Origin of the sequence: Sinomonas atrocyanea (genome assembly GCF_030811715.1) — a bacterium.
GTDB lineage: Bacteria > Actinomycetota > Actinomycetes > Actinomycetales > Micrococcaceae > Sinomonas > Sinomonas atrocyanea_A.
Window position 1 is genome coordinate 49,392 of sequence record NZ_JAUSRH010000012.1, and the last position, 12,921, is coordinate 62,312.

12 protein-coding genes and 1 tRNA gene are annotated in these 12,921 nt (G+C 73.4%); 5 read left to right on the forward strand and 8 right to left on the reverse strand.

The features are described from left to right. The first annotated feature begins 34 nt into the window (after positions 1-34). Positions 35-4,414 carry a DUF4011 domain-containing protein gene (locus J2W21_RS16025; protein WP_307115509.1) on the forward strand — a complete coding sequence of 1,460 codons (4,380 nt, stop codon included), beginning with the start codon at positions 35-37 and terminating at the stop codon, positions 4,412-4,414. 23 nt (positions 4,415-4,437) lie between these two features. Here the strand turns inward: J2W21_RS16025 and J2W21_RS16030 are convergent, their stop codons facing one another. From J2W21_RS16030 to J2W21_RS16040, 3 genes are all read right to left on the reverse strand, one after another. Continuing rightward, the gene (locus J2W21_RS16030; protein WP_307115510.1) at positions 4,438-5,145 is read right to left on the reverse strand and encodes an RcpC/CpaB family pilus assembly protein; all 708 of its coding nucleotides are present in this window, start codon (positions 5,143-5,145) and stop codon (positions 4,438-4,440) included. A gap of 94 nt (positions 5,146-5,239) precedes the next feature. Beyond that, positions 5,240-5,506, reverse strand: a complete 267-nt coding sequence (locus tag J2W21_RS16035; RefSeq protein WP_307115511.1) for an FmdB family zinc ribbon protein — start codon at positions 5,504-5,506, stop codon at positions 5,240-5,242. A 126-nt stretch (positions 5,507-5,632) separates the two neighbouring features. Next, entirely contained in the window at positions 5,633-6,277 is a 645-nt protein-coding gene (locus J2W21_RS16040) for a 5-formyltetrahydrofolate cyclo-ligase (RefSeq protein WP_307115512.1), read from the reverse strand. A 48-nt stretch (positions 6,278-6,325) separates the two neighbouring features. On the opposite strand from J2W21_RS16040, the gene galU reads away from it, so the two are divergent. The 4 genes from galU (at position 6,326) to J2W21_RS16060 (ending at position 9,051) form a co-directional block, all read left to right on the forward strand. Continuing rightward, positions 6,326-7,246, forward strand: a complete 921-nt coding sequence (galU, locus tag J2W21_RS16045) for a UTP--glucose-1-phosphate uridylyltransferase GalU (RefSeq protein WP_307115513.1) — start codon at positions 6,326-6,328, stop codon at positions 7,244-7,246. Positions 7,247-7,254: 8 nt separating this feature from the next. Beyond that, positions 7,255-7,875, forward strand: a complete 621-nt coding sequence (locus J2W21_RS16050; RefSeq protein ID WP_307115514.1) for a GNAT family N-acetyltransferase — start codon at positions 7,255-7,257, stop codon at positions 7,873-7,875. Between the two features lie 118 nt (positions 7,876-7,993). Continuing rightward, on the forward strand, positions 7,994-8,890 hold the full coding sequence (locus tag J2W21_RS16055) for a hypothetical protein (protein ID WP_307115515.1): 897 nt from the start codon (positions 7,994-7,996) through the stop codon (positions 8,888-8,890). Positions 8,891-8,978: 88 nt separating this feature from the next. After that, positions 8,979-9,051 (forward strand) — tRNA-Ala (locus tag J2W21_RS16060). 91 nt (positions 9,052-9,142) lie between these two features. On the opposite strand, the gene J2W21_RS16065 is transcribed toward J2W21_RS16060, so the two are convergent. The 5 genes from J2W21_RS16065 to J2W21_RS16085 form a co-directional block, all read right to left on the reverse strand. Next, positions 9,143-9,826 (reverse strand): DUF805 domain-containing protein, encoded by a 684-nt coding sequence (locus J2W21_RS16065; protein ID WP_307115516.1) that lies wholly within the window; start codon positions 9,824-9,826, stop codon positions 9,143-9,145. A 90-nt stretch (positions 9,827-9,916) separates the two neighbouring features. Further along, complete coding sequence (locus tag J2W21_RS16070) at positions 9,917-10,906, reverse strand: malate dehydrogenase (RefSeq protein WP_307115517.1); 990 nt, start codon at positions 10,904-10,906, stop codon at positions 9,917-9,919. A gap of 9 nt (positions 10,907-10,915) precedes the next feature. Continuing rightward, entirely contained in the window at positions 10,916-11,371 is a 456-nt protein-coding gene (locus J2W21_RS16075) for a hypothetical protein (RefSeq protein ID WP_307115518.1), read from the reverse strand. Beyond that, on the reverse strand, positions 11,368-12,366 hold the full coding sequence (locus tag J2W21_RS16080; protein ID WP_307115519.1) for a magnesium and cobalt transport protein CorA: 999 nt from the start codon (positions 12,364-12,366) through the stop codon (positions 11,368-11,370). The genes J2W21_RS16075 and J2W21_RS16080 overlap by 4 nt, the downstream gene beginning before the upstream one ends. Next, positions 12,363-12,899 carry an Lrp/AsnC family transcriptional regulator gene (locus J2W21_RS16085; RefSeq protein WP_307115520.1) on the reverse strand — a complete coding sequence of 179 codons (537 nt, stop codon included), beginning with the start codon at positions 12,897-12,899 and terminating at the stop codon, positions 12,363-12,365. The genes J2W21_RS16080 and J2W21_RS16085 overlap by 4 nt, the downstream gene beginning before the upstream one ends. Positions 12,900-12,921 lie beyond the last annotated feature (22 nt).

Below are 12,921 nucleotides of genomic sequence, written 5' to 3' on the forward strand. Positions count from 1 at the left end.
TGGGAGGACGGGTTGACAGGCTAACCTCGAAGCTATGCCGAGATGGTCCACAGGCAAACGAGCCAGCGCCCTTGCAGCTGCTGCCGACGAGCGCGAAGAGAGCGAAGACGTGCCCGAGACGACGTCCCCCGAGGAGGAGGCGCGTCTTGAGGCGTGGCTCTCCGCGCTGCCCGGCGTCACCGGACCTGACACGATGCTCGGGTACTTCCCGGGGGCGGACGGCAGCATCGACCTCACCCGGGCGCACGCCTCCGGGCTCGCGCAGCTCCTCGCTGGCCGCCGCACCCGCCTCTCGACGCTCCTGCGCGAGCGGCAGGACTACACCCGGGCCGCCCGCGCGGCACGGAATCTGCGGGCGAAGTCCCACGAGCTCGCGAACGAGCGCGGCGTGGACGCCGGCCACCTCGCCGCCGGGCTCGCCACCTGGACCTCCGCTGTCGGCGGCAAGCCCCGGCGCGTGAGCGCGCCCGTGCTGCTGGCCGCCGTGGCCCTCACCGTCCGGCCCGAGCAGGACGACTTCGAGCTCAAGCTCACAGAGCAGGCCCGGATCAACCCGGCCCTCGTGCGGCACCTGCGCTCGATCCACCGCATCGACGTCGACGCGTCCGCCATCGAGAAGCTCGCCTACAGCACCGCCCGGCTCGATCCCCAGCCGGTGCTCGACCGGGTTCGCACCCTCATCGCCCCCATCGCTGGCGCGCAGGTGGAGTCCCGGCTCCTCGTCTCGACGTTCGCCGACCTGGAGGAGTCCCTCGAGGACCCCTCCATCAGCGCCGCGCACCCCGTCCTCGCCGCCCTGGCCTCCACCTCCGGATCGGTGCACCCTGCTCCCGAACCGCTCGACGACTCGCGCTTCAAGCCCCTTGACGAGCGCGACCCCGAGGAGGAGTTCCTCGTCCTCGATGCCGACGCGGACCAGCAGCTCGTCGTCGACGCCGTGCGCGCCGGGGACTCGCTCGTGGTCGAGGCCCCGCCGGGAACCGGCCAGACCCAGACTGCTGTGAACGCGCTCGCGACCCTCGTCGACGCCGGCCGCTCCGTGCTGGTCATCGCCGAGCGGCGCGCGAGCCTCGCCGAGCTGCACCGCCGCTGCGAAGAGCTCGGGCTCGGTTCCCTCGCGCTGCAGCTGGGCGCCACAGTCACCCCGGGACAGCTGCGCCAGCAGGTCGTGCGCTCGATCGTCCGCAACGAGAAGTCGCAGGAGCCACGCCTCCAGGGCGTCTACCGGGTCCTGCGGGAGCGGCGCCACCAGCTCATGGACCACGTGGCCTCCCTCCACAACGTGCGCGAGCGCTGGGGTTGCTCCCCGTACGAGGCGATGCAGTCCCTCGCCGCCCTCACCTCGCTCCACCCTGCCCCCGCCACCACCGTGCGGCTCAAGCGCAGCGTCCTGGACAGCATCAAGGACCGCGCGGGACTCAGCGCACGGCTCCGCCGGGCGGCCGAGCTCGGCAGCTTCAGCCGCGCCGCCGCCGAGAGCCCCTGGCACGGGGCCCGGCTCGTCACGCGCCGCGAGACGGAGGAGGCCCGCGAGCTGGCCGCCCGGCTCGCCACCGAGGTCCCCGCGCTCGAGGAGCGCATGAATGCCGTGGCCGAGCACGCCGCGATCCGGCTCGAGAGGACCGTGGGGGGATGGGGCCGCCAGCTCGAGCTCCTCGTTGCCGTCCGCGAGAGCCTGGACAAGTTCACCCCCGACATCTTCGACCGCCCCGTGATGGACCTCATCGCCGCGACGGCGCCCGCCGCGTGGCGGCGTGAGCGGGGCATCGAGGTCACGGCGCTGCAGCGCTCGCGCCTTCGCAGGGTCGCCAAGGAATACGTGCGCCCCGGTGTGCACCTGGCAGACCTGCACAGCTCCCTCGTGCTCGTCCAGTCCCAGCGCGAGGCCTGGTCCGCCTGCGCTGTGTCGCAGCGGCATCCCTCGGTCCCCTCCGGCCTCGCCGAGCTCCGCGAGGCCTACGTGGCGGCGGAACGCGGACTGCGGCGCCTCGGGGCCATCGTGGCGCCCACCAGGCTCGGCGGGCGCCTGCTCGAGACGGACATCGCCGAGCTGCGGACCCGACTGGACGAGCTGGCGGAGGACTCTCCGATCCTGCGTTCCCTCCCGGAGCGGACGCTCCTCGAGGACGAGCTGCGCGAGCACGGGCTCACGGACCTCCTGGCAGACCTGACCGAGCGCGAGGCCGCGCCGGCCGTCGTCGCCGCCGAGCTCGAGCTCGCGTGGTGGCAGTCCGTCCTCGAGGCGATGATCAGCGGCGACGACTACCTCGCGATGTCCGACGGCGAGCAGCTGCGCCGGGCCGAGTCGGAGTTCGCCCGCGCAGACCGCGCGCACATCGCCAGCGGCGCCTCGAGGCTGCGCTGGCGGCTCGCCCGGGAGTGGGGCGACGCCATCGAGCGCCACCCCCGCGAGGCGGAGTCGCTGCGGGCCATCCTCAAGGACGGCCGGATCAGCCTCGCAGCGCTCGAGCGCCAGTCGCCACGGCTCATCCGCCCGCTCGTGCCGGTGTGGATGTGCAGCCCCTACGCCCTCGCCGCGGCGCTGCCGCGGGACCGCCGGTTCGATGCCGTCCTGCTGCTCGACGCCGACTCGATGCCCCTGCGGGCGGCCCTGCCGGGCATCGGCCGTGGGCGCCAGATCATCGCCTTCGGTGACCCGCAGGTGGCCAACCCCCGCCCCTTCTCGGTCTCGGTCGAGCAGCAGGCAGGTCAGCCGCTCGCCCCCTCGGTGGACAGCGCCCTGACCGCGCTCTCCCGCGTCCTGCCGTCCGTGCGCCTGCGCACGACCTACAGGTCGGTGGACGAGGACCTGGACCTGCAGCTGAGCCGCCGCTTCTACTCCGGCCGCCTCCGGCGCCTGCCCGACGGGCCGAGCGTGACTGGCCTGGACCGGCCGTTCCTCCTCGAGTACCTGCCGGACGGCACCGGGCTGCCCAGCGGTGAGGACGGCGGGGTCGAGTCGGTCGCCGCGGAGGTCAACAGGGTGGTCGACCTCGTCTTCGACCACGCGCGGCACCGCCCGGGCGTGTCCCTGGCCGTCGTGACGGCCAGCGCCCACCACGCCGCCCGGGTGGGGGAGGCGATCCGGCTCCAGATGGCGAACCATCCCGACCTCGTGGCCTTCTTCAGCGGCGGCACGGAGCCCTTCCGCGTGGTCCACATCGACCGGGCCGGCGGCCTCGTCCGGGACCACGTGATCTTTTCCCTGGGGTTCGGCCGGACCCCGCACGGGCGCGCCATGCACCACTTCGGTCCGCTGAGCGAGCCCGGCGGCCGGCGGCGCTTCGCCCTCGCCATGAGCCGGGCGCGGCACAGCATGCACGTGCTGAGCTGCTTCCAGCCGTCCGAGCTCGACGTGACCCGCCTGAGCGAGGGTGCCTCGGACTTCTACGAGCTGCTGGACCGGGAGCTCGGGGGCAACACCGAGCTCGGTACTCCGGCCACGCGCGCCGCGGCGAGCGCCGAGGCGCTGGGGGCAGACCCGCTCGTCACGGACCTGGGGGACCGGCTGAGTTCCCGCGGGGCCCGCGTGTGGCACCACTACGACGGTGCGGTGGACATGGCGGCCGCGATCGACCCGGTGCTGACGATCGGCCGCGAGGACCACGAGACGAGCATTCCCGTGGCCGTCGAGTCCGACGGCACGGCCCGGTACCGCTCCATGAGCGTGCGCGAGCGCACGCGCCAGCGCCCCGAGCTCCTCGGGAGCCTGGGCTGGAAGCACTTCACGCTCTGGACCATCGAGGTCTTCACGGACCCGAGTGGCTGCGCGGAGATGATCGCCGGTGAGCTCGGCCTCGCAACGGACGCGGACGAGACCGGCACGGCGGGGTTCCTCGACGGTGCCTGGGGCGGCGGGCACGACGGGATCCGCAGCCGGAGGGAGAGCGAGGGGAACATCGCCATGGCGGAGCATCGCGGGGCGCACGGCCCCGACCGCGGGAGCCGCGCGGAGAGTGCCGACGGCGGCCACGGGCTCGCGGAGCCGGTCGGCTCCGGGCCGGACACGCCCGGCCTCGAGGACACGAGTCCGGACACCCTCGGCTCGTGGTTCCCCGACAGCGGCTCCACCGATCCGGACAGTGGGCCCGGCGAGGAAACTGTGGACCCCGACGAAGGCGCCTCGGAGACGGGCGGAGTGCGCAGTGCCGAGGCCGAGGGTGAAGACGCCGGCCCCCACGGCGAGGAGGACGTCGCGGACGCGGCGCCCGCCGTCGGGGAGCACTCGGATGCCGGAGAGCTCCGCCGTCCGCGCGGGGCCCGGCGCGTCACGGTTCCCGGCACCGGTCCCGCTGAGGCGGACGAGCCGGAGCAGCCGGCCGTCCAGCGGCCCTACGAGCCCGTGACGCGCCGCAGCGCCGAACGTGCGCGCGAGAGGTGGCTCAAGGAGCAGAGGCCTCCCCACTGGGGCTGAGCCGTCGGCGGCCACGGCCCGCATCAGCGCGGCCCGGCCTCGACGAGCGTGAAGAACACCTTCCCGCGGGCCGAGGCGCCCGCGACGCGGAGTGCTTGGTCCGGGCGTGCCGCCACGACGAGCAGGCCCTCCGCGTCCTGGGATCCGAGCCATGGCCCGGCCGAGCCCGCGCCGCCCGGGGCGCCGGCCCAGAGGACGGGGACCTGGGCCGCGAGCGTCGTGCCCGTGCCGGGGCCGCCGGCGTCCGCTGCCAGCATCACGTCGACAAGCTGCCCCGGCCGCAGGAGCTGGAGCGAGGCCGGGTCTGCGACCCTGACCGGGACCGCGGCGGTGCCCTGAGCGGTCCCCGCGAGGAGTCCCGGCCCCACGAGCCCGGCGTCGGTGATGGCCTCGCCGCCGCGCACGGGGCCCGCGAGGCGCTGCCCCACGAGTCTGGAGGGGTCCGAAGAGGCGCCCTGCGGCACGGCGTCGGCGGGAAGACGGGCAACTCGCAGGTCGCCTCCGGACACGGTGGCCCCGCCGGCGAGGTCCCGCGCGGCGACGGCAACGGGAGCCATGGCCGCCGAGGGTGGCGTGAGCTCGTGCACGGCGGCCCCCGCGGCCAGGCACAGGAGCACTGCGGCGAGCGTGCGGCGGCGCCGGTCGAGGAAGCGGCGCAGGGGGCTGCGCGGGACGGAGGCCCACGGCCGAGCTGATGCGGGCGGGCGCTTCGGTGCGGGGCTGCGGCTCATGCTGCCACGCTAGGGTGGCAGCGCCGGCCGGGCCCTGGGGAGGGTGCCTATGTGGACGACGCGCGGAGCGCGCCGCCTGTGGAGGAGAAGAAGGTCAGTGGGCGGCGGCCGCGGGGGCCGGCTTGGTGTCCTTCGGCGTGGACTCCTTGGCCGTCGAGGCGGCCGGAGTGCTGCTGGAGCTGCCTCCGCGGGAATCCGTGCGGTAGAAGCCAGAGCCCTTGAAGACGACGCCGACGGTGTTGAACTTCTTGCGCAGCGTGCCGCCGCACTCGGGGCAGACCGTGAGCGAGGCATCGCTGAACGACTGGACCGTCTCGAAGGCGTGGTCGCAGTCTTTGCAGGCGTAGGCGTAAGTAGGCACAGGAACTCCTTCTGGACAGGGCAGAGGCCGCGGCACCGACCGGCACGGCGCCCCAACTCTGGGAGCGTCGGTCCGGTTGGCAGTCACGGGCCTCGAGTGCTAATTCTAACAGGCCCCCGTGGGCGCCTATTCCGTGGTCTGGCCCGCGCCGCCGAGGTCCACGATCCCGCCAGGCGTGACGGCTGCGTCCACGCGGCGGTCCAGCGCATCGGCCGGGACCTCGCCCGAGGCGAGCACCTCGCGGTCGTACACCACGGCCGCGGTGGGGAGCCGGGCCCCGAGCGCCGCCGCGAGCGCGAGGAATCGGTCGTAGTACCCGCCGCCCTGTCCGAGGCGGCGCCCGGCGGTGTCCAGGGCGGTGGCGGGGAGCAGGATCCCGCAGACCGCGGGGCGGCCGGGATCGCCGGCGAGGACCTGCTCGGCCTCCACCACGTCGCCCACCGGCTCCTGGACCGGGGCGTAGCGGCTGCGCGCGAACTCGATGCCCGGGCGCCACTCGACCCACCCGAGCTGCCGCTCGGGCAGGCAGATCGGGAGCATCAGGCGGAACCCGTCGGCGTGCAGGCTGTCGAGGAGGTCCGCAGTCGGCGGCTCCACGCCGACCCCCAGATACGCCGTCAGCACCGCCCCCGCGGGCAGGGTCCGGCGCGCCCACGCGAGGCCGTGCCCGGCGATCAGGGGGGCCGCGGCGGCCACGTCGGCGGGCGCGAGCGCGCGCCGCGCCGACCAGATCCGGGCCCGCAGGGAGGACTTGAGCTCGGCGGTGTCCATGCCGCGACTCTATCCGTGCATGTCCCGTACTCGTATAGAGTGTGCCTCGTGTCTACCTCCAGAGCTGTCAGGAAAGCCGTCATCCCTGTCGCCGGTCTCGGGACTCGGTTCCTGCCGGTGACCAAGGCCATGCCCAAGGAGATGCTCCCCGTCGTCGACAAGCCCGCGATCCAGTACGTGGTTGAGGAAGCGGTGTCGGTGGGCCTCGAGGACATCCTGATGATCACGGGCCGCAACAAGCGCGCGCTCGAGGACCACTTCGACCGCGTCCCCTCGCTCGAGTCCGCGCTCGAGGCCAAGGGCGACCGCAAGAAGCTCGCCGCCATCCAGGAGTCCAACAACCTCGGCGACATCCACTACGTCCGCCAGGGCGACCCGAAGGGCCTCGGACACGCCGTCCTGTGCGCCGAGCGCCACGTGGGCAACGAGCCCTTCGCCGTGCTCCTCGGCGACGACCTCATCGACGAGCGGGACGAGCTCCTGGGCGAGATGATCCGGGTCCAGCAGGCCACCGGCGGCTCCGTCGTGGCGCTCATGGAGGTCCCGCGCGAGACGATCTCCTCGTACGGCTGCGCCGACGTCACCGAGGTCGAGGGCGAGAGCTACGTCCAGGTCCACGGGCTCGTCGAGAAGCCCGCGCCCGAGGATGCACCCTCGAACCTCGCCATCATCGGCCGCTACGTGCTCCACCCCGCCGTCTTCGACGTGCTGCGCAGCACCGAGCCCGGCCGCGGCGACGAGATCCAGCTCACCGACGCCCTCCAGACCCTCGCCCGGCGCGAGGGCGAGGGCGGCGGCGTGTACGGCGTGGTCTTCCGCGGCCGCCGCTACGACACCGGCGACAAGCTCTCCTACCTCAAGGCCGTCGTGACCCTTGCCTGCGACCGCGACGAGTTCGGCGCGGACCTGCGCTCGTGGCTCGCGGACTTCGTGGCCGAGGGCGCGGACGCGGCGTCGGCCCGCGGCTGACGCGGAGCATGTCGGCATCGGGCCTCTGGCCCGTCACCCTGCGCGCCGGGGACCTCGCTCTCCGGCCGCTGCGGATGGGGGACCGCGCGGAGTGGATGGCCGTGCGATCCCGGAACAGGTCCTGGCTCGCCCCCTGGGAGGCCTCCAACCCCCAGCCCGGCGGCTCCCTGCCCACGTTCCGGGACATGGTGCGCTCGCTCACCCGGCAGGCCCGGGAGGGGTCGGCGCTGCCGTTCGTGATCACCCTCGACGACCCCCGGGCGCGCAGGGCTCCCATTGTCGGGCAGCTCACGGTGTCCTCGATCGTGTGGGGCTCGGCGCTCATGGCCACGCTCGGCTACTGGGTGGACCGCGAGCATGCCGGCCGGGGGATCGCGCCGACGGCGGTCGCGCTCGTGACCGACCACTGCTTCCGTGAGATGGGCCTGCACCGGATGGAGATCAACATCCGCCCGGAGAACGCCCCGAGCCTGCGGGTGGTCGAGAAGCTCGGATTCCGCCACGAGGGCCTGCGCCCCCGCTACCTGCACATCAACGGGGCGTGGGCGGACCACGAGTCCTTCGCCCTCACGGCCGAGGAGGTCCCCGAGGAGGGACTGCTGGGCCGCTGGCTCACCTCCCGGCGGTGAGCGGCGCACGACGGCGCGTCCCCGCCGTCGGCGGCCGCCGCGCCTTCCCGCTGAGGTTCTCGCGACACACCGGCGCTAATACGGGCACGGCCCCGGCGATCCTCCTACGGTTCTGAGTATGGATTTCGCCCTCAGCAGCTCGACGGTGCTCGGCGCTGCCGTGCTCGTGTGGCTGCTGTGGGTTGCCCCGTACTTCCTCCGCCGGCGCGCTGCCGAGCAGCCTGCTGGCGAGGCGACCCTGCTCATGGAGTCGGTGGACCCGCTCCGCCGCGACGTGGCGCACTCTGCACCCTCCTCCCCGGGCAGGGAGCCCCGCACCGGTGCCACGTCGTCTCCGACAGGCCGCGGCGCCGGGCAGCAGCGCCTGCGCATCCGGTGGGGCCGCCTCGCCGTGGCCCTGACGGGGCTCTGCGCCCTCCTGGCAGCCGTCGTCACCCTCGTCCTCATGATCGTGGGCGTCCCTGCCTGGGTCCCGCTGGCCAGCCTGGCTGCCGCCGTGGGCTCCGTCGCCGTGCTCCGCTCCCTGGCCGTGCGCGACCGGAAGCGGCGGCTCGAGACCGCGTTCGGCGCGGCCATGGCCACCCGGGACCCGATCCCCGCTCCGCCCGCGCGGACCGTGCGGAGCGAGGTGTTCGACGCCGGGCGGGAGCCCGCGGCCGCTCCGCGCACGGTGAGCCGGGAGGAGCTGAGGTCGATCGCCCTCGAGGTTGCGAAGGCCTCGCAGGCCAGCGCTGAGGAGGCGGCGCGGGCCAGCGGAGAGCAGGCCCCGGAGTGGGCGCCCGTGGACGTGCCCCGGCCCTCCTACCTCGACGCCGCAAAGGCCGAGCGGCCCGACCCCGAGCCGCTCCAGACCGCCGCCGAGCCCAAGCCCGAGGGGCGTCCCCTCAAGCCTGCGGCAGAGGCCCCCGAACCCGGCTCTGTGCCCGGAGTCCCGGCCCTGGGTACTGCCAAGGCGCCCGCCCGCGGGGGCGCTCTGGGGAACCTCGACGAGGTCCTCCAGCGCCGCCGCGCCTAGCCCGTCCGCGGACCGGCTGGAGCCCGGTACACAGGCCATTGCGATTTGGATTTTGGCGGCCGCACCAGTAACGTAGTTCCCGCACCGAGGGGTCTTAGCTCAGTTGGTAGAGCGCTTCGTTCGCATCGAAGAGGTCAGGGGTTCAAATCCCCTAGGCTCCACATTGTCTCTCGTCAGAGGGCACTTTCAGGGTCCCAGCCGTTCAGGCTGGGACCCTGTCTGCGTTCCTGGCGAGCCAGCTTCCAGCCAGCGCTAGGGCCGCCCGCTGCCCGACCCCGAGTCGGCCTCCGGGCCGCTCCCCGGCGCCGGCGGGTAGGGCGGCTGCTGGGCCGGGTCCTGTGGCTGCTGCTGGGAGCCGTAGGGCGGCTTCTGCTGCGGCGGGTACTGGGGCTGCTGCTGGGACGTGTACGGCGACTGCTGCGGCGGGTACTGCGGCTGCTGCTCCGGCCGATAATCCGGGCGATAGGGCGTCTGCTGCGCCTCGGACCGCCGGAGGTAGCCGGTCCCGGGGTACCTGTCGAAGCGCTGCCCCTGGGGGTTCTCCCGCTGCACGAGCATCACGATCAGCGCGATCCAGCCGAGCACGGGAATGAGGGCGAGCAGCAGGAACCAGGCGCTCAGATTGGCGTCGTGGAGCCGGCGCGCCGCGACGGCGAGGCCGGGCACCACCGTCGCGAAGAACCACAGGCCGCCGAGGGGGCTGGTGCCGGTCGTCTGGCCGTTGATCATGGTGGGGCCGATGGAGTTGAGGATCCCCGAAGCAATCGCCGAGGCGAGGGCCCACCACCAGTATTCGCTGCGGCTTGCGCGCCCCGTGAAGACTGCGTACTTCTGGAAGACGCGCTTGACCGCTTCGACCGGAGGAGCGCCGTAGTAGGGGAGTTCGAGCGGGGGGACTGCTCCGCCGGCCGCGTAATGGGGCTGCTGGATGGTCATGGGAGGCGTTCCTTTCGCCGGATGGTGGGCGATGCCACCATGCTAGGAACGGCGCGGACCGGCGGAGAAGGGTATGAAGGCCCTGAGCGCTCAGCCGAGGAGGCCCAGCCCGCGCACGGCATCCCTCTCCGCCTCGAGCTCCGCGACGGACGCGTCGATCCGCGTGCGGGAGAAGGCCGGGACGTCGAGGCCCTGCACGATCGAGAACCGGCCGCCCTCGCTCCGGACGGGGAACGAGCTCACCAGCCCCTCGGGCACCCCGTAGGAGCCGTCGGAGACCACGCCGGAGGAGGTCCACCGCCCGGGCGTCCCGTGCACCCAGTCCCGGACGTGGTCGATCGCGGCGTTCGCCGCGGACGCGGCGGACGAGGCTCCGCGGGCCTCGATGATCTCGGTCCCGCGCCGGGCGACGCGCGGGATGAACTCGGACTCGAGCCAGTCCTGGTCCACGAGCGTGGGGACGGGCTGGCCGCCCGCGGTGGCGTGGGTGACGTCCGGGTACTGGGTGGCGGAGTGGTTGCCCCAGATGGACACCCCGTCCACGTCCGGGGTGCGGCAGCCGAGCTTGGCCGCGAGCTGCGCGACGGCCCTGTTGTGGTCGAGCCGCGTCATGGCGGTGAAGCGCTCCCGGGGCACGTCCGGGGCGCTCGCCGCCGCGATGAGCGCGTTGGTGTTCGCCGGATTGCCGACCACGAGGACGCGCACGCCGCTGGCCGCGTGGTCGTTGATGGCCCGGCCCTGGGGCGCGAAGATGCCGGCGTTCGCCTCGAGGAGGTCCGAGCGCTCCATCCCCGCTGTCCTGGGCCTCGAGCCCACGAGCAGGGCGATGTCGGCGCCGTCGAACGCCTCCGCCGGACTGTCGGTGACGTCGACCGAGACGAGGGGACCGAACGCGCAGTCGGCGAGCTCGAGGGCCGTGCCCTCGGCGGCCCGCACCGCGGCGGGGACCTCGAGGAGCCTGAGCCGGATCGAGGTGTCCGTCCCGAGCATGGCGCCGCTCGCGATGCGGAAGAGCAGCGCGTAGCCGATCTGGCCTGCGGCTCCGGTGACAGTGACGGTGACAGGCTGCTGGTCGGTCATCCGGCCAGCCTAGCTGCCGCCGCCGAGCCGCGGGAGCCCGCCGTCGGCCGCCTCGTCGACGGGGAGCGGACGGCGCATCGGCCCGGGATCGCGGGCCGCGAGGACCACGAGCGGCACGTCGGCCGCGTGGAGGGCATCGGCGAAGTCGAGGAATGCCGAGACGTCCCCGGAGGCGGCGGCGTCCAGGCGGGGCACGCCGTCGACCACCCAGAGGGCGTGCCGCGGCGCAAGCTCCGCCCAGCGCACGCCCACGGCCCCCGCCCGGCACACCTCGGGGAAGGCGAGCCACAGCAGCTCGGTGTCCGCGGTGCGGGCGTGGAGCACGCCCCCGGGCACGGGGACCTCCGTGCCGTCCCCGGGCGGGACGAAGAGGCCGAGGGACCCGAGCTGCTCCTCGGTGCCCGGCACGAGCACGCGGCCCGCGTCCCAGCCCGGGCGCCCCGCAGCCGCGCCGCCTCGGCTCACAGCCACTGCTTCCACTTAAAGACCAGCCACAGCGCGAAGCCGGCCACCACCATGAGCACGAGCGCATACGGGTAGCCGAGGTCCCACTCGAGCTCGGGCATCGTCTTGAAGTTCATGCCGTAGATGCCCGTGACGAGGGCCGGGGCGAAGAAGATCGCGGCCCAGGAGGAGATCCGCTTGACCTGCTCATTCTGGGCCAGGCTCGTCTCGTTCTGCCGGTTGGCCGTGAGGGTGCCGTCGAGCACGAGCGCGTTCTGCAGGAGGTCGCGGAAAGCGTCGGCGCGGGAGACGATCTGCTCGAGGTGGTCGTGGACGTCGCGGAGGCTGCGCTGGAGCTCGACCTCCACCTTGTACTTCCCGAAGCCTCCCTCGAGGCCCTCGACCATGCGCTTGAGCGGGTGGACGGCCCGCTGGAACTGGATGACCTCGCGCGTGAGCTCGTAGATGCGCCGCGAGACGGCGGGGTCGTTGGCGAAGAGCTGGTCCTCGATCTCGTCGATGTCGTTCTCGAGGCCGGCGACCACCGGCTTGTAGTCGTCCACGACCCTGTCGAGCAGGGCGTACAGCACCGCCTCGGGCCCGTGCCGCAGCAGGCCGGGGTCGGACTCGAGGCGCTTCCTGACCATGCTCACGCCGGCTGTCTCGGCATGCCGGACCGTGACGACGTAGTTCGGGCCCGTGAAGACGTGCAGCTCGCCGAACTCGACCGTCTCCGTCTCGTCGACGTACCGCGCGGGGCGCAGCACGGTGAAGAGCATCTCGTCGTAGCGCTCCATCTTGGGCCGCTGGTGCGCGTTGATCGCGTCCTCGACGGCCAGGTCATGGAGGTGGAACTCGTGGGCGACCTCGGCCATCTCCTCGGGGGAGGGGCGGTAGAGGCCGATCCACGCCATGCTGCCGCCGGTCGCCTCGAGAGTCTCGAAGGTCTGCTCGAGCGATTCGGGGTGGGCGGCCCTGCGGCCGTCGACGTAGACGGCGTTGTCGATGATGGTCACCGGTCCATTATCGGCAGCCCTGCGTCCGACGCCGGTGCTGCCGCGGCCTCCGCGGCGCGGCGTGTGCGGTCCACGGCGCGCCGCAGGAGCGAGTCGGCGCGGTAGGCGATGTGGGCGTGGAGGGCGAGGACCGTCTCCGAGCGGATGACCCCTTTGATGCGCAGCACCTGCCTCAGGGCGGACTGGAGCTCGTGGGTGTCCCCGGCGACGAGGCGGCACCAGATGTCGCCGCGGCCGGAGATCTCGTAGGCCTCGAGCACGGTGGGGATGCGGCGCAGCCCCGCGACGACCGAGTCGAGCTCGCGGTGCACCACCTCGAGGGTGATGAACGCGACCACGTCGTAGCCGAGGGCCTCGAGGTCCACGTCCCGGCCGCTGCCGCGCAGCACCTCGGCGCGCTCGAGCCGGCGCAGGCGGCTCTGCACCGTGTTGCGGGCCACGCCGACCCGGGCCGCGAGCTCGGCGATCTGGGCCCGCGGCTCCTCGACGAGGGCCAGGACGAGTCGGAGATCGGTTGCGTCCAGTGCGCTCATTGATCACTCCAGGGTCAGCGGC